Below are 21074 nucleotides of genomic sequence, written 5' to 3'. Positions count from 1 at the left end.
GGATCACCCGACCAAGTCCTCCACCATCAGGCCTGCGGTCGCTTTCGCGCTGCCGACCACGCCGGGGATGCCGGCGCCCGGATGCGTGCCCGCGCCGACGAGGTAGAAATTGTCGATCACGTCGTCGCGATTGTGGCCGCGGAACCAGGCGCTCTGCGTCAGGACGGGTTCGAGGCTGAAGGCGCTGCCCATATGGGCATTCAGATCGGTCGCGAAATCGCGCGGGGTGTAGTGGAACTTGGTCACGATCCGATCATGGATGTCGGGGATCAGCCGCTTGCCGATCTCGTCGAGCACGCGCTTTTCGAGCTGCTTGCCCATTTCTTCCCAATCGACCGCCAGCTTGCCCATATGGGCGACCGGAACCAGCGCATAGAACGTGCTCATCCCTTCGGGCGCCATGGCGGGATCGGTCACGCTGGGGTGGTGGAGATAGATCGAGAAATCGGCCGGCAACACGCCGCCGCCGTAAATGTCGTCAAGCAGGCCCTTATAGCGCGGGCCGAACAGGATCATGTGGTGCGGAATGCCCGGCCAGGTGCCTTCCAGGCCGAAATGCACCACGAATAGGCTGGGCGAAAAGCTCTTGCGCGACAGGCTCTTCGAATAATCCTTGCCGCGCTTGGACTGGCCGAGAAGGTCCTTGTAGCTGTGCATGATGTCGGCATTGCTGGCGACCGCGTCGAACCGCTGCTTGAAGCCCGATTTCGTCTCCACCTCGGTCGCGCGGGTGCCGAGCGTGTGGACGCGTTCTACCGGATCGTCGAGCCGGACGGTGCCGCCCAGTCTTTCGAAATGCGTCACCATGGCGGCGATCAATCGATTGGTGCCGCCCTTGGCCCACCATACGCCGCCATCCTTTTCCAGCTTGTGGATCAGGGCGTAGATCGCGCTGGTCTTCATCGGATTGCCGCCGACCAGCAGCGTGTGGAAGCTGAACGCTTCGCGCAGCTTCTCGTCCTCGATGAAATGCGAGACCATCGAATAGACGCTGCGCCAGGCCTGCTTTTTCGCGAGAGCGGGCGCGGCCTTCAGCATGGATTTGAAATCGAGGAAGGGGACATGGCCCAGCTTGACGTAGCCTTCCTCGTACACGCCTGCGCTGTATTCGAGGAAGCGCTGATATCCCGCGACGTCGGCGGGATTGATCTTGGCAATCTCGTCGAACAGATTGTCCTCGTCGTTCGAATAATCGAACAGCGTCCCGTCCGGCCATTGCAGGCGATAGAACGGCATTACGGGCACGAGCTCGATATCCTCGGCCATGTCGTGGCCGGACAGTGCCCATAGTTCCTGAAGGCAGGCCGGATCGGTGATGACGGTCGGTCCGCCATCGAAGGTGAAGCCGTCACGCTCCCACACGTAAGCCCGGCCGCCCGGCTTGTCGCGGCCCTCGATCACCGTGGTGGCGATACCCGCCGATTGCAGGCGGATCGCCAGCGCAAGCCCGCCGAATCCCGCGCCGACGACGCAGGCGGTCTTGCCGGTGGGCGTGACGGACGAGGAGGGGCGAGCGGTCTCGATTATGGGGGCGTTCATGATTTGTCACCTTGGACGAGTGGGGCGCCTTTGCCAAGCAGGGCGGCCACTGCGCTACGGATGGGAACCGGCGGTTTGCCCGACAGGATGCGAAGCTTGTCGAGCGGGGAGGATTTGGCGGCGTAGAACCGCTCGATCAGCGGTTCCGGCAGAGTGTAGAAGCGTTCGAAGATGCGATAGCGTTCCGAAGGATCGGCGGCATCGAACAGCATCTTGCCGAGCAGGCGGTAATAGCCGGTCGAGCGCCAATGGTCGCGCGCGCGCGCGGCGACGAAACCGGCGAGGTCCGGCCCATCCATCCCGCCGACCGCATCGGCCACGGCGAGCGCGGTGCGGACCGCGATCGGCACGGTGTAGCTGGTGAGCGGGTGAACGAAACCGCCGCGCGCTCCTGCCAAAGCGATCCCCGGCTGTTCCAGGCCTTCGCGATGCGCGTCGAAATCGCCACCGGTGATGACGGGAAGAAGGCCGGTCTCCTCGTGCACGAGATCGCCCTGCCAGCCGCGTTCGGCGCAATAGCTCTCGATCCGCTCGCGCAAGGCCGGCGCGTCCAATTCGGCGCGGTCCTGGTAATAGGTGTCTTCGAGGAAGAGGTCGGTCTCGCTCAAAGGCAGGAGATACAGGAAGCGATAGCCGCCGATCTGATCGACGGTCGCGTCCATGATGACCGGCCGGGTCACGCCATGCGGTGCGTCCATCCGGCGATGCTGGCCGAGAAAGACCTGCCATCCGCCGGTGAGATGGGGAGAGGGGGCTGCATCGCGGCAATCGAGAATTCGGCGCGCCGCGATCGAGCGCCCGTCTGCCAGCGTGACCTTGTCCGGCGCCAGCGCCGTCACGCGCGCATTCAGATGAAGCGCGCTTTGGGGGAGGCACCGGCGAAGCCCTGCGTCGAAATCCCGGCTGTCGAGCGAACGGTAATCGGCCGAGAGACGGCGCTTATGGCGCGGGAACCTGACCTCGTTTCCGCCGGTCCACCGCTTGGCCTCGAACGATCCGAGCAGCGCATCGCCTTTTGGGCCGCAATCGCTTTCGAACCAGCTCCAGCGGTGATTGCCGCCATAGCTGTCGCCCGCTTCGATCAGGGCGACATCCAGTTCGGGATATTTTCGATGGACGGCCAGCGCGGTGAGGCCACCGGCCAGCCCGCCGCCCACGATGGCGAGGTCGATCGCAGATGCGCTCATCGCCCTATCCGGTAGGCGCAACGCGCCGGGGCAGCAATCGCGCAGGCAAGATATTCATCCAGCCGACAGGAACGAGACGCGCGGCAATCCGTTACGCGCACAAGACAGACCGAGGGATCGATCATGACAGTTACGAAATTCTTCACCGGCGTGGCGGCCTTCGCCATCGCCTCCACTCTGGCTGCTCCGGCCAGCGCACAGGACCAGGGCGAGCCCGGCGTCACTGCAGAAGGACCGGAAGAAACGGTCTTCGACGGCGACTATCTCAGCGTCGGCGTCGGCGTGGGCTATGCCGCCAGCTATTCGGGGTCGGACGATTACGTCACCTTCGTGTTTCCCGTCGTGCAGGGATCCTATCGCGGGATCGACATCGATCCGCGCCCCAGCGGCGTCGCGCTGAACTTCCTAAACGCGGAGATGGACGGCGGGCCGAACTTTTCGCTCGGCATCGCCGGAAGCATCAACACCGATCGCAGCGATATCGACGATATCGAGGACGACGTCGTTGCCGCCTATGGCGAGCTCGACACTGCGATCGAAGTGGGGCCGACCGTGGGGCTGTCCTTTCCCGCCGTGCTCAATCCCTATGACAGCCTGAGCTTCAACGTCGATGCGCTGTGGGATGTCGCGGGCGCGCATGACGGGATGAAGATTTCGCCGAGCGTTGCGTATTTCACCCCGCTCAGCCAGGCTATCGCGGTCTCGCTGTCCGCCAGCGCGACCTATATCGACGACGATTACGCCGATTATTACTATTCGGTCGCGCCCGGCAACCCGAACCTCCCGGTGGGCGCGCAACTGCCCGGTTTCCAGGCCGAAGGCGGGTTCGAAAAGGTCGGCACCAATCTTCTGGTGGCTTACGATCTCGGCGGCAATCTCGCCGATGGGGGCGTGTCGCTGATCGGGATCGGCGGCTATTCGCACTTGCTGGGCGATGCAGAGGACACCCCCTTCACGTCGATCCGCGGCGATGCCGATCAATGGTTCGCGGCGATCGGGATCGGTTACACCTTCTAGGCGCCGATCCTACGGCAATAAAAAAGGGCGGCCCCGGGGCCGCCCTTTTCGTATCAGTCTTCGCCCGATCCGGTGCCGACCGTCCCTTCGGCCAGGGCGGGCCGGGGGCCGGGCATTTCCGCGTCGCGGTCGCCGGTCTTCAGATAGGTGTCGAACCAGTCCATCATCCGCAGATTGTAATCGTAGCGGGCCGCAGCGCGCGAATTGCCGTGGCCTTCGCCCGGATACAGCACCAGACGCACCGGCACGTCGGGCTTTCTGACCTTGATCGAACGATAGAGCTCGTAGCTCTGGCTCGGCGCCACGCGCGGGTCTTCCGCACCATGCATGATCAGAAGCGGCGTGTTCGCCTTGTCCACGTGGTAGATCGGGCTGACTTCCAGCATCTTCTGCCAATCGTCCCACGGCCAGGCGAGGCTGTGGGCATTGTACATTTCGTACGGAATGTCGGTCGTGCCGAACTTGCTGATCTGGTTCGAGATGCCGACGAACATGACGCCCGCCACGAACTCGTCGCTGAGCGCGGTGGCGGACCAGCCGGTGGCATAGCCGCCATAGGAGCCGCCGGTCACACCGACGCGGTCCGGATCGGCGATCCCTTCGGCGACCAGCGCGCGCTTGGCATCGACCAGATCGGTGAATTCGGGATCGGTGTACCGGCCCTGATGCTGCTTCGAGAACGCCGTGCCGTAGCCGGTCGATCCGCGATAATTCGGCAGGAACACGGCATAGCCTTCGCCCGCGGCGACCTGGCCCGGCTTGCTGTAGGCGGTCTGCCAGCCATTGCTCTCATGCGCTTCCGGCCCGCCATGGACGTTGAGGATCAGCGGCGCGCCACCGCGCGGCGCCCCGCCGACGGGTTCGATCAGCACGCCTTCGACCGCCTGACCGTCGCGCGCGGTGTAGGTCACCGTGCGCTGATTGCCGAAATCGATTTCGGACAGCCAGGGATTGTGCGTGGTCCAGCGGGTGAAGCCGCCATCGTTCCAGGTGAACAATTCGGTCGGGTGGCGCGGGGCGTTGGCTTCCACCGCGATGGTGCCGCCATTTGCCTCGACAGCGGTCAGGATCAGCTCGCCGCCGGGATATTCGCCCGCAACGCTGCCATCGTTGTTGTAGAGACGCAGCGCGGATTGCGCGCCCTTGTGGATCACGGCGGCAAGGCGTCCGTCCGCCAGCCATTCGGCATCCACCGCCGCTTCGGGCATGCCGGCATTGAGTGCGCGGTACTGGCCGGTCGAAACGTCGACCAGATGCAGAGTCGTGTCCGCAGGATCGTTCACGTCCACGCCCGCGATCATCGAAAGCTGGCGGCCGTCGGGAGAAATCTCGATATCGCCGAGCTTGCCCGGCGTTTCGACCACGCGCGTGATCTCGCCGGTCACAAGGTCGATGATATGCGCGCGCTTCGAGGTATAGGCATCGTCGATTTGCGGGGTCGGTGCGCTTTCGACCACGGCCATGCGGCCATCGGGCGCGACATGGAACGCGCTGACATAGCCGGGGATGGTGACGGCGCGCGGGTTCTCGTCGATCTCTTCGCCCACGCGGGCAGAGAACAGGCGGTTGAGCCGCGCCTCTTCCTCATAGACGATGGCGTTGAAACCGGCCTTGTTCTGCGACGCCCGCTCGGTATCCTCGGCGGCGGCGGTCAGCATGTGGATCATCGAGCCATCGGGCGACCAGGCGTAGCTCGACACGCCGACGCCATCCACCTCTGCGAGCTTGCGCTGCGCCCCGCCATCGACCGGAATGCCCCAGACCGCGCGTTTCTCGCCATCCTTGGTCCAAAGGAAGCTGATCATGCGGCCATCGGGCGAAAATTCCACGCCGCCCACGCTGACATCGTCGGGCAGAAAGGTGCGCGCCATCTCGGGCCCGGTGGCAAGCTTCAATTGCTGCTGCGTCGTCCCATTCGCTTCGCCCGACGTCACATCGGGCAGGCTGGCGGTGGTGTAGGCGATCCGGCGCCCATCGGGCGAAACCGCGATGGTGCCCACGCTTTCCAGCTTGGCGACGTCTTCGGGTGTCATCGGGCGGGCGTTTGCTGCCCCGGCAATCAGCGATGCGCTGGCGAACAGGCTGGCGAAAACGAGCTTGCGGTTCATCGGTGTGGCGATCCTCTTTGTTCCGGTTTCCGTTGAAATCATTGCCGCCCTTCATACCGATGCCGCTCCCGATGGCAAACCGGCGCTTGCCCGGCACCGTCCATCGCGGCACAAGCCTCGCTCAAGAGGGAGAGACCGCATGACCAGATCCATCGCCCGTTTCATGTCCGCCACCGCGCTCGCCATGATCGCGGCCCCGGCCTTGGCCGATACAACCGTGATCCAGGCCGAACGCGTGATCGTCGCGCCCGATGCGCCGCCGCTCGGTCAATCGACGATCACCGTTACGGACGGGCGCATCGTCTCGATCGCAGACGGGTGGCAGGCGGCCCCCGATGGCGCGACGCTGGTGCAATTGCCGGGCAAGACGGTGTTGCCCGGCCTTATCGATCTGCATGTCCACCTGACGGGCGATCCGGGCGGCGATTTCTGGAAGGAAGCGGTCGAGCCCGCCGAATGGGGCGTGGTGGTCGGCGCCAAGAATGCGCGCCTGACCGCGCTGGCCGGTTTCACCACCGTGCGCGAAGCGGGCAGCGCGCAGCAGACGGCCTTTGCTCTGCGGCGCGGGACGGAAGAAGGACTGATCGCGGGCCCGCGCATCGTGGCTGCCGGGCCGCCGCTCGCCATTATCGGCGGACATGGCGACGTCACCGGCTTCCTGCCGGAGATCAACGAGATCCTGTCGAGCGGTTACAGCTGCACCGGCGCGGTCGAATGCGCGGCGAAGGTGCGCCGCGCCAGCCAGAATGGAGCGGATACGATCAAGATCACCGCGACCGGCGGCGTCCTCAGCCAGCAGGGACGCGGGCTGGAAGCGCATTTCACCGATAGCGAGATGAAGAGCATCGCCGACACCGCGCATTCCCTCGGCCTCAAGGTGATGGCCCACGCGCACGGCGCGCGCGGGATCGAGGCGGCGAGCCGGGCGGGTATCGATACGATCGAGCACGGCACCTATCTCGACGAGGCGGCGGCGCGCGAGATGGTGAAGAACGGCACGGTGCTGATCCCGACGCTGATGGCGTTCAAGGGCGTGACCGAACGATTGGGCCAGGGAATCTACACCCCGGTGGTCGAAAACAAGATCCGCGAAGTCGCCGATGTGGCGCAGACCTTCATGGGCAAGGCGCGCAATTGGGGCGTGCCGATCGCCTTCGGAACCGACGCGGGCGTGTTCGAACATGGCCGCAATGCAGGCGAGTTCGCCCTGATGCGCGCGCAGGGCATGACGGACCGCGAAGCGCTGGCGAGCGCGACGACCATGGCGGCGCGCGTGCTGGAAATGGAAAACGAGATCGGGCGGCTCGCGCCCGGCTATTCGGCGGACATCATCGCGGTGGACGGCGATCCGCTCGCCGATGTGACCGTGCTGGAAGACGTCGACTGGGTGATGGTGCGCGGGCGCGTGATCGACTGATCGCGGCCCGCCGCCTTCGCCCTCTCGGACTGGGTTATTCCCGCCCGATGCTGGTGTAGGCGAAGCCGCGCTCGCGCATGTCGTCGGGGCGGTAGATATTGCGCAGATCCACCATGACCGCCGCCTTGGCGAGCGATTTGACCCGGTCGAGGTCCAGCGCGCGGAAGGCATCCCACTCGGTGACGATGGCGACCGCGTCCGCATTCTCGATCGCTTCGTAGGGATCGGCGCACATGGTGACGTCGGGCATCAGGGGCTTTGCCAGCTCCATGCCTTCCGGATCGTAGGCCGCCACGTCCACGCCCGCATCGGTCAGCGTTTGCGCCACCGCGATGGCAGGCGAATCGCGCATGTCGTCGGTGTTGGGTTTGAAGGTCAGACCCAGCAGCGCGACCTTCTTGCCCCGCGCGCCGTCATGCCCGCCGATGGCGTCCAGAACCTTGCGGCCCATGGCGCGCTTGCGAGTGTCGTTGACCTTGACCACCGCCTCCACGATCCGCGTCGGGCTGTCGTAATCTTCCGCCGTCTTGAGCAGGGCCAGCGTATCCTTGGGGAAGCACGATCCGCCATAGCCCGGTCCGGCGTGGAGGAATTTGGACCCGATCCGGTTGTCCATCCCGATACCGCGAGACACGTCCTGAACGTTCGCGCCCACCTTCTCACACAGATCCGCCATCTCGTTGATGAAGGTGATCTTGGTCGCGAGATAGGCGTTGGCGGCGTATTTGATCAGCTCGCTGGTCCGGCGGCCGGTGAACAGAATGGGCGATTCGTTGAGGAAGAGGGGGCGATAGACCTCGCGCATCACGTCGCGCCCGAAATCGTCCTCGGCCCCGATCACGATCCGGTCGGGCCGCTTGAAATCGCCGATCGCGGCGCCTTCGCGCAGGAATTCCGGATTTGAGACGACGGCGAAGCGGTGCTGTACGCCGCTATCCCTGAGAATGCGTTCGACTTCGTCGCCCGTGCCGACCGGAACGGTCGACTTGGTGACGATCACCGCATCGTTAGACAGGTTCGCCCCGATCTCTTCGGCGACGGCATAGACGAAGGAGAGGTCGGCATGTCCATCGCCCCGGCGGCTCGGCGTGCCGACCGCGATGAAGATCGCGGAAGCGCCCCCGATCCCCTCGGCCAGATCGGTGGTGAAGGTGAGCCGTCCGGCCTCGACATTTTTCGCCACCAATTGATCGAGCCCGGGCTCGTAGATCGGCATGATCCCGTCATGGAGGCGGTCGATCTTCGACTGGTCCTTGTCGATGCAGACGACCTCGTGGCCGAAATCGGCAAAGCAGGCCCCCGATACCAGCCCGACATAACCCGAACCGACCATTGCTATTTTCATGTCGTCTACCCGTCCTGGATGGTTATCGTACCGTCACGCTCGACGGCCTGGATATAGCGACGCTGGGTGCCCTCAAGGACGAGCGCGGTCAAGATGCCGGTGCGGAAGGCGCCCGTATCGATCCCGATGCGGTGCCCCTTGTCCTGCACGTCTTCGAAAATTGTGTGGCCGTGCACCACCACATGGCTGAGCGGGCCGACATTGTTGAGGAAGCGCTCGCGTATCCAGCGCAGATCCTTGCCGGACTGGTCCTCGATCGGGCGCGCGGGATCGATGCCCGCATGGACGAAGACGAAATCGCCAATCACGACCATGTCCTCGAAGCCTGCGAGGAAATCGCGGTGCTCCTGCGGGACCAGACGCCGCATCTCGTCCTGCAATTCGGCGAGTTCCAGCGCGTCGTACTGTTTGCGCGTGAGGCCGTAGCTCATGATCGTCTCGCGCCCGCCATGCTTGACGAAATGGCGCAAAACCTTGCGATCCTCGAAGCTTTCGAGAAACATTTCCTCGTGATTGCCCGCGAGGAACCGCATCGGGCGCTGGTTTTCGAGCGCGCGCGCGATGGCGATCACGCCCGCGCTGTCGGGCCCGCGATCGACGAGGTCGCCGAGGAGGATGATGGTGCTGGTGCCCTCGCAGTCCTTTTCATCGTGCTCGATCGCCTGCACCAGCGCTTCGAACAGGTCGCAGCGACCGTGGATATCGCCGATCACGTAATAACGCTCGCCCTCGGGCACGGAGGGGAGCGGCTTGACAGCCTTGTCTGAGCGGAAAATCTTGCTGAGAGCTTTTATCATGGCTGGCATGTGGCGACCCTGGAGCCCGGCGCAAGGCACATAGGGGAGGGCGCGTGGCACGGCAACCGCCATCGCGCCCCTCTGCCCCATCGGTTAGTTGCAGATTTGCCACGCAATTTGTTGCAAGTGCGAAAAGCTGTGGATCGAAACTTGCGCCTGACCCCAATTTGATGAAACAAGCTTTCCGATCCGGACGAGGACCCCGCTCGAAAACAAGGGGCCCGGCGGATTGCAGGTGGGACGAAGCGACACATACAGGAGTCTGTCATGCGCACGTCCTTTCGCGGCCCGACCGCGCTTTTTGGTTTGGCGAGCCTCGCCTTCGCAGCCCCGGTGGCTGCTCAGACCGTCAATCCCGCCGACGAAGTCGAAGCGGAAACCGAAGGTCCTATTACCTTTTCCGCCAATGTCGCGCTGACCAGCGAATACCGCTTCCGCGGTGTCGATCTGTCGGGCGGCGACGTGGCCGTTCAGGGCGGCCTCGACCTGGGCCACGAATCGGGCTTCTACGTCGGCACCTGGGCCTCCACGCTGGATAACGATACGGTCGGCTTCGGCGATATCGAGCTCGACGTCTATGGCGGCTGGAGCGGTGATGTCGGCGAAGGTGTGGCACTCGATGTCGGGGTTATCGGCTATCTCTATCCCGACGCGGGGCCGGGAGACTTCGATTACGTCGAATTCTATTCGTCGTTGGGTTTCACCCTCGGACCCGCCGAAACCACGGTCGGCGTCGCCTATGCGCCGGAACAGGATTCGCTCGGCGGAACGGACAATCTCTACGTCTACAGCGATGTCGGCGTCGGCATTCCGAATACGCCGGTCACTCTGACGGGGCATCTCGGCTACACCGACGGCTTCCTCACCTTCACGGATGATGGCGATGCGTTCGACTGGTCGATCGGGGCGGAGGCCAATATCTACGGTCCGCTCACGCTCAGCGCGGCCTATGTCGGTGCGGAAGGCGACATTGCGCCGGGCGCTTACGATTTCGTCGACGACGCTTTCGTAGTCACGCTCAGCGCAAGCTTCTGAGATAGTTCGCGTATCGAAGAAAGTCGGGCGGTCCTTACGGGCCGCCCCTTTCGCCGTCCCGTCATGGGTCCCATCTGGCAGGCCTAGACGAAGGGACCGAGTATGACGAAATATCTCCACACCATGATCCGGGTCAGCGATCCGGATGCGACCATTGCCTTTTTCGACCTAATCGGCGTGAAGGAAATGCGCCGGTTCGACAACGAACAGGGCCGTTTCACGCTGATCTTCCTCGCCGCCGAAGGGCAGGAGGGCGTGGCCGAGGTCGAACTGACATATAACTGGCCCGCCGAAGACGGCAGCGCGCCGGAAGACTACACCGGTGGCCGCAATTTCGGGCATCTCGCCTATCGCGTCGACGATATCTACGCGACCTGCCAGCGCCTGATGGATGCCGGGCACACGATCGCCCGTCCGCCGCGTGACGGCCATATGGCCTTCGTGCGCACGCCCGACGGGATCTCGGTGGAATTGTTGCAGGAAGGCCATCTACCGCCGCGGGAGCCCTGGGCGAGCATGGAAAACACCGGCACCTGGTAGGGGCGTTCGTGCCATCGGGGGGGCGAGGCCCTGATTTAGTCGGCGGCAGATCGATCGATAGCGATCGCCGCCGACAACCGCTCGCATTTTCCCCTGCGACTTTCTAGTATTGCCGCTACGCAGATTGCGTATTAGAATTGGGCGGCAAGAACGGGGGGGCGTGTTGGGGGCATGCAATTACTTTGACAGACGCCTTTCAAGGCGGCGAATGGTTCATGCTGCTCCAGCACGAGATGCTGCTGTTCGCCGGTATCTTCTTTCTGATCGGAACGCTTGACGAATTTGCCGTCGATATTGCCTATCTGTGGCTGCGCATTACGCGCAGAATAGGTACCGGACGCATCGATGCGGCAGAGCTTTCCACCAATCCGCTCGGCGGGCGGGTGGCAGTCTTCATTCCCTGCTGGCAAGAATCGCGGGTTATCGGTGCCACCGTTGCCCATGCGCTCACGGTCTGGTCCGATCCCGAGCTTACGATCCATATCGGCTGTTACGTCAACGATGCCGAAACCCTGGCTGCCGCGCGCTCGCTCGCCGCGCAGGATTGCCGCGTGCGCGTTGTCGTCAATCCCGCGCCGGGGCCGACATCCAAGGCGGATTGTCTGAACTGTCTCTACAAAGCGCTTGAAGACGAGGAGACGGCTACGGGGCGAACGGTCCGCATGGTCGTACTCCACGATGCCGAGGATATGGTCGATCCCCTGGCGCTCAAGCTGTTCGACCTCGCGCTCGACCATGCGGCTTTCGTCCAATTGCCGGTGCTGGCCTTGCCCAAGCCCGGATCGCCTTTCGTGGCCGGTCATTATGCGGATGAATTCTGCGAGGCCCATGGCAAGACCATGGCCGTGCGCGATGGTCTTGGGGCGGGCGTACCGGGCGCAGGCGTCGGATGCGCCGTGCGACGCGACGCAATTCGTGCGGTCGCGCGAATGCGGGGGGAAACGGGGCCTTTCGCGGCCGATTCGCTGACCGAGGATTACGAATTCGGGCTCGATATCGCGGCGATGGGCCTGCGGACGCGATTTCTGCGCATGCGGACTATAGAAGGGCGCCTGATCGCAACGCGAGCCTATTTTCCCGGGAGGATCGGAGAATCGGTGCGGCAGAAGACGCGGTGGATAAACGGGATCGCCTTGCTGGGCTGGGACCGGATGGGTTGGGGCAGAGGTTTCGCCCGGCGCTGGTTCGATCTTCGCGACCGGCGCGGGCCCCTGGCCGCCCTGCTCCTGTTCCTGGCATATGCCCTGCTCTTGTCGATCGCGGTAAGCTGGGCAGTGCGGTCGCTGGGCAGGATCGGACCGGTCGCGCCCGGTCCGGTGCTCCGAATGCTTCTGATCGCGAACTTCGCCGCTCTTGTCTGGCGAGCCGTTGTCCGCGCCGCTTTCACGGGGCGGGAATTCGGCTGGCGCGAGGCCATGCTGGCCGTCATCCGCATTCCGGTCTCGAACTTCATTGCCATTCTTGCCGGGCGGCGGGCCCTCTTCGCCTATCTCCGCACTCTGCGCGGGGCTCCCGTGGTGTGGGAAAAGACCGAGCATCGCGATCATCCTGCCTTCCATGAACCCGCGTTTGATGTTTCCGCAGGGCCTGGTCCCGACAGGCGCGAAGGCAGCTGATATGACGACGGCGAAGCAGCGGGGCCAACCGCTGGTGGCGATCGTCTCGCTGCTCGCGGGTTATACCGTCCTACGCACGGCGTTCTGGACACCGCTGTTCGAAGCCGTTCCGCCACTCCCTAGCCCATCGGTCGAGCCTCTCGCCGGACCGATTACCCCGCTTCAGGTCTTCGCGCACGGCAGCGAGGCGCCCGAAATCGCGATACCAGCCAGACCTTCGCGTGCGCGGTTCATACGAGCCGAGCGCATCGAGCCATCCTTCACTTTCGGCGAAATTGCCCGCACCAGGTTGGTGGACCAAGCCCCGTCCGGTGATCCTGGACCGCGAGGTTTCTGGCCGATCCCGATCGCCGAACCATCGCGGGCGATGCGAGAGTCGCTTCTCGTCGCGGGAACGGATTTCCGAACTCTTCCCATCTTTTACGATGAAGCGGCCTATCGTCCGGCCTCTCGGAATAGAATTAGCGGTGATGTATGGATCTTCAACCGAGCGGGCAATTCCCCCTCTGCGCTAGTCGCTCCCGCGCTTGCGACTTACGGAGCCAGCCAGGCAGGAGCTGTGCTGCGTTACGCGCTCGCGCCTGAAGAGGCGGCCCGGCCCGAACTGTACGGGCGGCTCGTCGCCGCTCTTCAGGTGCCCACGCAACAGGATGTCGCGCTCGGCGTCAGCGCGCAGCCTGTGGCGAGTCTGCCTCTGCGTTTCCACGCCGAAGCGCGCGTGACCCGTCAGGGCGAGGCCTCGCAGCGAGAGACGCTGGTGCGCCCCGCCGTCTTCGCGACCACCGGATTTTACAGCGACGACCGCGAAACCGGGCTGACGGCGCGCGGCTATGCGCAGGCGGGATATGTCGGCGGGCAATCGGCCACGGCCTTCGCCGATGCCCAGATCGTCGGCGAACGCGCGGTCGCGCGGTTCGATCTGGGAGAGATCTCCATCGGGGCGGGGGCCTGGGGCGGCGTCCAGCGCGGCGCGGGGCGGCTCGATATCGGCCCGAGCGCCAGCGTAGCGTTACGCCTTGGCCGATCGCCTGTCTGGCTGTCCGCAGACTACCGGTTTCGGATCGCGGGCGATGCGCAGCCGGGATCGGGCGCGGCGGTGACGCTTTCGACCGGATTTTGAAACGGCGTACTTCAAAGCCCGCCTCCCCTGCGATAGAGCCGGAGGATGGACGTCTACCTCCCCATCGCGAACCTGTCCGTCAACGGGCTCTGGATCGTGCTGCTGGGCGGGATCACGGGCATACTTTCGGGCCTGTTCGGCGTGGGCGGCGGGTTTCTGACGACACCGCTGCTGATATTCTACGGGGTGCCGCCCACCGTGGCAGCCGCGTCCGCTTCGACTCAGGTCACCGGGGCCAGCGTGTCGGGCGTGCTGGCGCATTCCAAGCGCAACGGCGTCGATTACCGCATGGGCGCGGTCATGGTCGCAGGCGGAGGGATTGGGGCGGGGATCGGATCGCTCCTGTTCCGTTTCTTCCGTTCGATCGGTCAGATCGACGTGGTCATCAACGCGCTCTACGTCGTTCTATTAGGTTCAATCGGGACGCTGATGGCGCGCGAGGCGTGGCAGGCGTTGCGCGGCGATCCGAATGCCGCCGCACCGCGCCGTCGCCGCCACCATCCGCTGGTCGCCTCGCTGCCCGGACGCTGGCGCTTCTATCGCTCGGGCCTCTACATCTCGCCGCTCGCCCCGCTTTTGCTGGGCGTTATTGTCGGCACGCTGACCATGCTGATGGGCGTGGGCGGCGGCTTCATCCTGGTCCCGGCGATGCTCTACATCCTGGGAATGAGCGCCAATGTCGTGGTCGGCACCAGCCTCTACAACATCCTGTTCGTGACCGTGGTGACGACGATGATGCATTCGCTGACGACCAAGGCGGTCGATATCGTGCTGGTCGGCCTGCTTCTGATCGGATCGGTGACGGGCGCGCAGATGGGCACGCAGGTGGCGGCGCGCTTTGCGCCTGAAAAACTGCGCATCGTGCTGGCGGTGATCGTGCTCGTGATCGCCGTGCGGATGTTCTTCGGCCTGTTCGTCCAGCCGGACGAAATCTACACGGTCGACAGCCTGTGAGAGCCTGGCTGCTCCTGTTTTTCGCGGTCCTGACGATGGGCCAGCGCGATCCGGTACTCGTGCCGGAAGTGTCGCAGCACGAGGTGCAGGTTCGCCAGGGCTTTACCGGCACCGAATTGCTTCTTTTCGGCGCGATCATCGATCCGATCGCCCAGCGCACCGGCGGGCTGTACGATATCGTCGTGGTCCTGAAGGGCCCGTCCGAGCCTATCCGGGTCCGCGAGAAGGAGCGGATTGCCGGTGTCTGGCTGAATGCCGAAGACACCGATTTCCGTTCCGCCCCCAGCTTCTTCGCCGTCGCGTCCTCGCGCCCGATCGAGCAGATCGTGGACGAGAAGACCGCCGCGATCTACGAATTCGGGACGTCCTATATCCAGCTTTCGCCCAGCGGGGTCATCGACACCGAGGAACAGGCGCGCTTCGCCGCCGGGCTGGTCGATCTCAAAACGCGACAGGGCCTTTACAAGGAACAGGTCGGCGGCGTTACGATCAGCGAGGAGGTGCTGTATCAGGCGCGGATCGAGCTGCCGTCCAATGTGACTACCGGCATCTACACGGCGGAAACCTTCGCGATTTCGCGCGGGCGCGTGCTCGCTTCGGCGACGGCGGAGGTCGCCGTACGCAAGGTCGGTTTCGAACGCTTCGTCGAAAACTCGGCCAATCGCCACGGCCTCGTATATGGGCTCGTCGCGGTTATCCTGTCGATCGGGATGGGCTGGGCAGCGGGGCGTTTTTTCGCGCTTATCTGACGCTTGACACAGCGCGGTTGTGGATATTGACCCGTTCTTAACCGCTCCCGATCCATAGCGGACCCTAGACCAAGAGGGCGCGCAAAGGGTTTTCGTATGACGGATGTGGGAGGCGGGAATTTTCGGGTGTTCGACCCGGCCACGGAGCGCGATTTCGAAGACCAGGCCCAGCCCGCCCGTCCAGCGGCCCTGCGCGACCGACTGCGCCAGGTCGATGCGGAAAAGCAGCCGCCGCGCGCGAAGGTGGTGGAAACGCCGCATTCAAAGCCCGAACCTCCCTCGGAAACGTCCGAAAAGCCGGTCGCGCCCGCTCCCGGCGAAAACGCCGCGCTTCCCATCGGCGTGGTGCTCGAAGTAGCCGGCGCCGGATCGCAGATCGCGATCGATATTCAGCGGCTCACCGATTGCGCGGACGATTCCGACCCCTCCATCGCTATGACCGGACAGGTCGGTAGCCAGATCAAGATCCGCGTCGGCGATAGCTGGCTTTTGGCAAGCGTGCGCGATCAGCGCCAGGATCGGCGTGCCGAAGGTTCCATCGTTGCCAACATCGACTTCCTTGGCGAAGGCAAGGAGGAGAAGCTCACGGGCAAGCTTCACGGGTTCCGGCGGGGCGTCACGCGCTATCCGGTTCCCGGTGCCATGATCTATCCTGCCACGACGCAGGATCTAAGGCAGGTCTATGCCAGCGACGGGCGCAGTTCGGTCCAGATCGGAACAGTCTATCCCACGAAGGATATCCGCGCGGGCCTCTATATCGATGCCCTGCTGGGCAAGCATTTCGCGCTTCTCGGCTCCACGGGGACGGGCAAATCGACCAGTGCCGCGCTGATCCTCCATCGCATCTGCCAAGCCGCGCCCGACGGCCATATCGTGATGATCGACCCGCACGGCGAATATTCTGCGGCGTTTCGCGAGGCGGGCAATATCTTCGACGTCTCCAATCTCCAGATGCCGTACTGGATCATGAACTTCGAGGAACATTGCGAAGTGTTCCTCAACAGCGAGGGCCACGAGCGGCAGATCGATGCCGACATCCTGGCCAAATGCCTTCTGGCCGCCCGACAGAAGAGCCGCCTTGCAAGTCAGCTGAGCAAGATCACGGTCGATTCGCCGATCCCCTATCTGCTCTCAGATCTGGGCGCCGCGTTGCAGGACGCGATGGGCAAGCTCGACAAGGCGACCAATTCGGCACCCTATATGCGGATCAGGAACAAGCTGGACGAGATCAAGAACGATCCACGCTACCAGTTCATGTTCTCCGGCATGCTGGTGGCGGATACGATGAAGGACTTCATCTGCAAGCTCTTCCGCATGCCTGGCGGCGGCAAGCCGATCTCGATCATCGACGTTTCGAGCGTTCCGTCCGACGTGACCGCCACGGTCGTCGCGGTCCTGAGCCGCCTGGTGTTCGATTTCGCGATCTGGGGGCGCGAGGAGAAGACGCGCCCGATCCTGCTCGTATGCGAAGAAGCGCACCGTTACGTGCCGAACGAGAAGAACGCTGATGGTTCGTCGGTCGGCAAGATCCTGAGCCGTATCGCCAAGGAAGGGCGCAAATACGGAATTTCGCTGGGCCTCGTCACCCAGCGGCCGAGCGATCTGGCCGAAGGCGTGCTGTCGCAGTGCGGCACGATCATTTCGATGCGCCTCAACAACGAACGCGATCAGGCCTTCGTCAAGGCTGCCATGCCCGAAGGCGCGCGCGGTTTCCTCGATTCGATACCGGCGCTGCGCAATCGCGAATGCATCGTCTGCGGCGAGGGTGTGGCGATTCCGATCAGGGTCAGCTTCGACACACTCGAAGAATCGAAGCGTCCTGCCTCTGACGATCCCAGTTTCGTCGAGCTGTGGAATCAGGCAGGCGGGGAAGAAGACCAGGTGGAACGGATCGTGGCGCGCTGGCGGGCGAGTAGTTAAGTGCCGAACCCGCCTCCGCGGGTTCATCCTCGGTGCTAATTCTCCCTTCGGTCGGGCACCTGCGGGGCGCGCAGTCGCGCTGGCGGTCCGCTGGTCGCGGACCGGGCTATTCCCGGTCTGAGGGCTTGGTGGCGGAGCTCGGTCGGCGACCAGCCGACCGCAAGGGCGACTGCCCGCCCGCAGCGACCGCAGGGAGCGAGGATATCGCGCGCCGGAGGCGTGCGGAAAACAAACTACGTCCCCCTGGTATCTCCGAAGAGGTGGATATGAAGCCGGTCGCTGAGGCGGAAGCCGTGGTCGAGGCATAGCGGCACCAGCCATTCCTCGCGCGCCCGCAGGGTGGCGCTGTCGGTGCCTTCGGGCATCAGGAATACGCGCCCGGGCGGAATCGTGTGGCGGCGCACGATCGCGGCGGCTTCGTTCACGTCGTCTTCGCTCGCGACCACGAATTTGAAGAAAGCGCGCGGATCGGTGGCATATGCGTCGAGCCGTTCCTGAATCAGCGCCAGCTCCGCAGGATTGCCGCTATGCGACAGTTTGGGGCTGACGTTGAACTGGTCGATACGGACATCGAGGTGGGGCGGGGCTTTGGTCGTGCCGTTGGTTTCGATCTCCACGCCGATATCGGGAAGCAGATCGAGCAGCTTGGCGAGCGCCGGAGCCTGCAGCAGCGGTTCGCCCCCGGTGATCACGAGCCGTTTCTGGCCCAAAGCGGCGATCCGCTCCGCAACGTCCCGTTTGTCCAGCGTCACCTGATTGGCCTTGCGATCGAATGTCCGGCCATTGCGATGCGGGCGATCATCGCCCTCGAAATGCCAGGTATAGGCGGTGTCGCACCATACGCAGGCAAGGTTGCAGCGCGAGAGCCGCAGGAACGCCACCGGCATGCCCGCGCTGGGCCCTTCGCCTTGGACCGAGGCGAAGATTTCCGGCCCGCCGGTATCGTCGGTGGCGAGCGTCAGCGCCATGATGCGGCTCTGTGGCAGAAGGGGAGGGCGGGCATCGGCAACAGCTCGTTCAACCCAAGCGGGCCAGCGCCGCCTCCACTCGCTCGATCTCGCCGGTGTGGTGGGCGAGATCGGCGCGCGCCTTCTCGACCGCCTCGGGCTTGGCCCGTTCGACGAAATTGGCATTGCCGAGCCGGCCTTCCAGCGATTTCGCTTCCTTGCGCGAAGCTTCGAGCGCTTTGGCGAGGCGGGCTTTCTCCGCGTCGATATCGATCACGCCTTCGAGCGGGATGACGAAAGCGTCTTCGCCCGCGCCGACCTGCATCGCCGCGCCTGCGGGTGCATCGGCGAAGCGGATCGGCGTCAGACGCGCGAGCCGCTCGATCGAGGCGGCGTTTTCTTCCACGACCTTGCGCGCCAGCGCGGACGGAGCGGGGCAATAGGCTTCGAGCTTGGCACCCGGCGCGATGCCGAGTTCATTCTTGGCCGTGCGTACCGCGCTGGTGAGCGCGATCAGCCAATCGACCTCCGCCTTGGCTTCGCCGTCCACCTCAGCCTCGGGCTCGGGCCATTTGGCAGTGATGAGGGGATAGTCCGCGCGGTCCACCTGCTTCGACCACAATTCTTCCGTGATGAAGGGCATGAAGGGGTGCAGCATGACCAGAATCTGGTCGAGCGCCCACCCGGCGACCGCGCGGGTCTCGTCGTCGATCTGGCCCTTGATTAGCTCCAGATACCAGTCGCAGAACCGGTCCCACACGAAGTGGTAGATCGTGTTCGCCGCCGCATCGAAGCGCAGCTCCGCCAGCGCCTTGTCGAGCGTGTCGCGGGTTTCGACGACTTCTCCGACGATCCATTTGTTGACCGCCAACGTGGCGGTCGGTGCGGCGATCGTATCGCTCGCGCCGATGCCATTCGCCTGGCAGAAGCGCGTGGCGTTCCACAATTTGGTGGCGAAGTTGCGGTATCCTTCGACCCGCTTGTCATCCATCTTGATGTCGCGGCCCTGGCTTTCCATCGCCGCCATGAAGAAGCGCAGCGCATCGGCGCCGTAGCGCTCGATCAGGCCGAGCGGGTCGACCACGTTGCCCTTCGATTTCGACATCTTGGCACCGTCCGCCGCGCGCACCAGCCCATGGAGATAGAGCCGCGGCCACGGATTTTCGCCGGTCAGATAGCGCCCCATCATCATCATCCGCGCATCCCAGAAGAACAGGATGTCGAAGCCCGAAACGAGCAGCGAATTGGGGTAATGCTTGGTCGCGAGCTCGGTCTCTTCCGGCCAGCCGAGCGTAGCGAAGGGCCACAGGGCGGAGCTGAACCAGGTGTCGAGCACGTCCTCGTCGCGGGTCAGCGCCACACCTCTGCCCGCCTGCGCCTGGGCTTCTTCCTCCGTCTCGGCGACGAAGACGTTTCCGTCGCCATCGTACCAGGCGGGAATGCGGTGTCCCCACCACAGCTGGCGGCTGACGCACCACGGCTGGATGTTCTCCATCCAGTTGAAGAAGGTCTTCTCCCAGCTTTTCGGCACGATCTCGACCGCGCCGGACTTCACCGCTTCGATCGGATCCTTCGCCAGGGTCTCGGCATCGACATACCACTGGTCGGTCAGCCAGGGTTCGATCGGCACGCCGCCGCGATCGCCGAAGGGCTGCTGAATGGTGCGCGGCTCGGCATCGTGTTCGGTGCGCTCGCCATCTTTTTCGGTGAAGTGCGGGATGAGCAGGCCGAGTTTCTTCATCCGCGCCACCACCTCGTCGCGCGCGGCGAAGCGTTCGAGGCCGACGAGGTCGCCGGGCACCAGCCCGTCCGAAGTCTGGCAGACATGCGCGTCCGCATCGAACATGTTCAGCATGTCGCCCGCCGCGATCCCTGCGCGCCTGCCCACTTCGAAATCGTTGAAATCGTGGCCCGGCGTGATCTTGACCGCGCCCGATCCCAATTCGGGATCGGCATGTTCGTCCGCCACGATGGGGACACGGCGTCCCGTAATCGGCAGGACGACATGCTTGCCGACCACGCTCGCATAGCGATCGTCCGACGGATGCACCGCCACTGCCATGTCGGCGAGCAGCGTTTCGGGCCGTGTGGTCGCAACCTCGATATAATCGCGCCCATCGGCCAGCGTGACGCCGTCCTCCAGCGGATAGCGCAGGCGCCAGAAGCTGCCCTTGACCTCGCGCGTTTCCACTTCGAGGTCGGAGATCGCGGTCTTGAGCTTCGGATCCCAGTTTACCAGCCGCTTGTCGCGATAGATCAGCCCATCCTTGTACAGCTGCACGAAAGTGCGCATCACGGCGCGGCTGAAATGATCGTCCATGGTGAACTGTTCGCGGCTCCAATCCATCGAACAGCCGAGGCGGCGCAGCTGGCGCGTGATGGTGCCGCCCGATTCCTCTTTCCACTCCCACACCTTGGCGACGAAATCCTCGCGCGCATAATTCGTGCGCTTGTCGCCCGCTGCTTCCAGCTGACGCTCGACCACCATCTGGGTCGCGATCCCGGCATGGTCTGTACCCACCACCCACAAAGCATCCTTGCCGCGCAGCCGCTCGTAACGGATCGCGATGTCCTGCAAGGTGTTGTCGAGCGCATGGCCGATATGGAGCGATCCCGTCACATTGGGCGGCGGATTGACGATAGTGTAGGCTTCGGCGTCGGGGCGTTCGGGGCGGAAAAGCCCGTTTTCCTCCCAGTGCGCGTACCAGCGCGCCTCGATTTCGGCGGGGTCGAAGGTTTTCGAAAGATCGGTGCTCATGGGCGGAGCCTTTGCCAGCGCCCCG

16 protein-coding genes are annotated in these 21074 nt (G+C 64.2%); 9 read left to right on the top strand and 7 right to left on the bottom strand.

The window, feature by feature from the left end; genetic code table 11:
- Positions 1-3 precede the first annotated feature (3 nt).
- Both J7347_RS07500 and crtY read right to left on the bottom strand, forming a co-directional pair.
- Entirely contained in the window at positions 4-1539 is a 1536-nt protein-coding gene (locus J7347_RS07500) for a phytoene desaturase (protein WP_209161528.1), read from the bottom strand.
- The gene (crtY, locus tag J7347_RS07495; RefSeq protein WP_209161527.1) at positions 1536-2726 is read right to left on the bottom strand and encodes a lycopene beta-cyclase CrtY; all 1191 of its coding nucleotides are present in this window, start codon (positions 2724-2726) and stop codon (positions 1536-1538) included. The genes J7347_RS07500 and crtY overlap by 4 nt, the downstream gene beginning before the upstream one ends.
- Positions 2727-2849: 123 nt before the next feature.
- Here crtY and J7347_RS07490 point away from each other — a divergent pair, with 123 nt between their 5' ends.
- On the top strand, positions 2850-3743 hold the full coding sequence (locus tag J7347_RS07490; RefSeq protein WP_067678206.1) for a MipA/OmpV family protein: 894 nt from the start codon (positions 2850-2852) through the stop codon (positions 3741-3743).
- Positions 3744-3796: 53 nt separating this feature from the next.
- Here J7347_RS07490 and J7347_RS07485 read toward each other — a convergent pair whose 3' ends face one another.
- Complete coding sequence (locus tag J7347_RS07485) at positions 3797-5851, bottom strand: S9 family peptidase (RefSeq protein ID WP_209161526.1); 2055 nt, start codon at positions 5849-5851, stop codon at positions 3797-3799.
- A 139-nt stretch (positions 5852-5990) separates the two neighbouring features.
- Here J7347_RS07485 and J7347_RS07480 point away from each other — a divergent pair, with 139 nt between their 5' ends.
- On the top strand, positions 5991-7268 hold the full coding sequence (locus tag J7347_RS07480; RefSeq protein ID WP_245173897.1) for an amidohydrolase family protein: 1278 nt from the start codon (positions 5991-5993) through the stop codon (positions 7266-7268).
- Positions 7269-7302: 34 nt separating this feature from the next.
- Here J7347_RS07480 and J7347_RS07475 read toward each other — a convergent pair whose 3' ends face one another.
- Together J7347_RS07475 and J7347_RS07470 are read right to left on the bottom strand one after the other, a co-directional pair.
- Positions 7303-8613: a UDP-glucose/GDP-mannose dehydrogenase family protein gene (locus J7347_RS07475; RefSeq protein WP_209161525.1), complete on the bottom strand. Its 1311-nt coding sequence runs from the start codon at positions 8611-8613 to the stop codon at positions 7303-7305.
- Positions 8614-8618: 5 nt separating this feature from the next.
- Entirely contained in the window at positions 8619-9410 is a 792-nt protein-coding gene (locus J7347_RS07470) for a metallophosphoesterase (protein ID WP_067678266.1), read from the bottom strand.
- 267 nt (positions 9411-9677) lie between these two features.
- Between J7347_RS07470 and J7347_RS07465 the strand changes: the two genes are divergently transcribed.
- The 7 genes from J7347_RS07465 (at position 9678) to J7347_RS07435 (ending at position 17344) form a co-directional block, all read left to right on the top strand.
- Positions 9678-10445: a TorF family putative porin gene (locus J7347_RS07465; RefSeq protein WP_209161524.1), complete on the top strand. Its 768-nt coding sequence runs from the start codon at positions 9678-9680 to the stop codon at positions 10443-10445.
- A 102-nt stretch (positions 10446-10547) separates the two neighbouring features.
- Positions 10548-10985, top strand: a complete 438-nt coding sequence (locus J7347_RS07460; protein ID WP_067678218.1) for a VOC family protein — start codon at positions 10548-10550, stop codon at positions 10983-10985.
- A 182-nt stretch (positions 10986-11167) separates the two neighbouring features.
- Positions 11168-12601 (top strand): glycosyl transferase family protein, encoded by a 1434-nt coding sequence (locus J7347_RS07455; protein WP_245173896.1) that lies wholly within the window; start codon positions 11168-11170, stop codon positions 12599-12601.
- A 559-nt stretch (positions 12602-13160) separates the two neighbouring features.
- Positions 13161-13721 carry a hypothetical protein gene (locus J7347_RS07450; protein ID WP_209161523.1) on the top strand — a complete coding sequence of 187 codons (561 nt, stop codon included), beginning with the start codon at positions 13161-13163 and terminating at the stop codon, positions 13719-13721.
- Between the two features lie 45 nt (positions 13722-13766).
- Positions 13767-14675 (top strand): sulfite exporter TauE/SafE family protein, encoded by a 909-nt coding sequence (locus J7347_RS07445; RefSeq protein ID WP_067678237.1) that lies wholly within the window; start codon positions 13767-13769, stop codon positions 14673-14675.
- 35 nt (positions 14676-14710) lie between these two features.
- Positions 14711-15424, top strand: a complete 714-nt coding sequence (locus tag J7347_RS07440; protein WP_067678272.1) for a TIGR02186 family protein — start codon at positions 14711-14713, stop codon at positions 15422-15424.
- A gap of 96 nt (positions 15425-15520) precedes the next feature.
- Positions 15521-17344: a DUF87 domain-containing protein gene (locus J7347_RS07435; protein ID WP_245173895.1), complete on the top strand. Its 1824-nt coding sequence runs from the start codon at positions 15521-15523 to the stop codon at positions 17342-17344.
- Positions 17345-17577: 233 nt separating this feature from the next.
- On the opposite strand, the gene J7347_RS07430 is transcribed toward J7347_RS07435, so the two are convergent.
- On the bottom strand, positions 17578-18312 hold the full coding sequence (locus J7347_RS07430; RefSeq protein WP_209161522.1) for a 7-carboxy-7-deazaguanine synthase QueE: 735 nt from the start codon (positions 18310-18312) through the stop codon (positions 17578-17580).
- 49 nt (positions 18313-18361) lie between these two features.
- Positions 18362-21049, bottom strand: coding sequence for a valine--tRNA ligase (locus tag J7347_RS07425; RefSeq protein ID WP_209161521.1), 2688 nt, complete (start codon positions 21047-21049; stop codon positions 18362-18364).
- Positions 21050-21074: the final 25 nt, after the last annotated feature.

Source organism: Erythrobacter sp. A6_0 (assembly GCF_017744235.1).
Taxonomy (GTDB): Bacteria; Pseudomonadota; Alphaproteobacteria; order Sphingomonadales; family Sphingomonadaceae; genus Qipengyuania.
Note: the sequence above shows the minus strand (reverse complement) of the source record. Positions and strands in the feature narration are given on the sequence as shown.

What these genes read in the sequence shown, in the direction of transcription:
- J7347_RS07470 (WP_067678266.1), bottom strand. Translation starts at nt 9,410, where the DNA reads ATGATAAAAGCTCTCAGCAAGATTTTCCGCTCAGACAAGGCTGTCAAG.
- J7347_RS07485 (WP_209161526.1), bottom strand. Translation starts at nt 5,851, where the DNA reads ATGAACCGCAAGCTCGTTTTCGCCAGCCTGTTCGCCAGCGCATCGCTG.
- J7347_RS07435 (WP_245173895.1), top strand. Translation starts at nt 15,521, where the DNA reads ATGACGGATGTGGGAGGCGGGAATTTTCGGGTGTTCGACCCGGCCACG.
- J7347_RS07475 (WP_209161525.1), bottom strand. Translation starts at nt 8,613, where the DNA reads ATGAAAATAGCAATGGTCGGTTCGGGTTATGTCGGGCTGGTATCGGGG.
- J7347_RS07460 (WP_067678218.1), top strand. Translation starts at nt 10,548, where the DNA reads ATGACGAAATATCTCCACACCATGATCCGGGTCAGCGATCCGGATGCG.
- J7347_RS07430 (WP_209161522.1), bottom strand. Translation starts at nt 18,312, where the DNA reads ATGGCGCTGACGCTCGCCACCGACGATACCGGCGGGCCGGAAATCTTC.
- J7347_RS07490 (WP_067678206.1), top strand. Translation starts at nt 2,850, where the DNA reads ATGACAGTTACGAAATTCTTCACCGGCGTGGCGGCCTTCGCCATCGCC.
- crtY (WP_209161527.1), bottom strand. Translation starts at nt 2,726, where the DNA reads ATGAGCGCATCTGCGATCGACCTCGCCATCGTGGGCGGCGGGCTGGCC.
- J7347_RS07500 (WP_209161528.1), bottom strand. Translation starts at nt 1,539, where the DNA reads ATGAACGCCCCCATAATCGAGACCGCTCGCCCCTCCTCGTCCGTCACG.
- J7347_RS07445 (WP_067678237.1), top strand. Translation starts at nt 13,767, where the DNA reads ATGGACGTCTACCTCCCCATCGCGAACCTGTCCGTCAACGGGCTCTGG.
- J7347_RS07425 (WP_209161521.1), bottom strand. Translation starts at nt 21,049, where the DNA reads ATGAGCACCGATCTTTCGAAAACCTTCGACCCCGCCGAAATCGAGGCG.
- J7347_RS07480 (WP_245173897.1), top strand. Translation starts at nt 5,991, where the DNA reads ATGACCAGATCCATCGCCCGTTTCATGTCCGCCACCGCGCTCGCCATG.
- J7347_RS07465 (WP_209161524.1), top strand. Translation starts at nt 9,678, where the DNA reads ATGCGCACGTCCTTTCGCGGCCCGACCGCGCTTTTTGGTTTGGCGAGC.
- J7347_RS07440 (WP_067678272.1), top strand. Translation starts at nt 14,711, where the DNA reads ATGGGCCAGCGCGATCCGGTACTCGTGCCGGAAGTGTCGCAGCACGAG.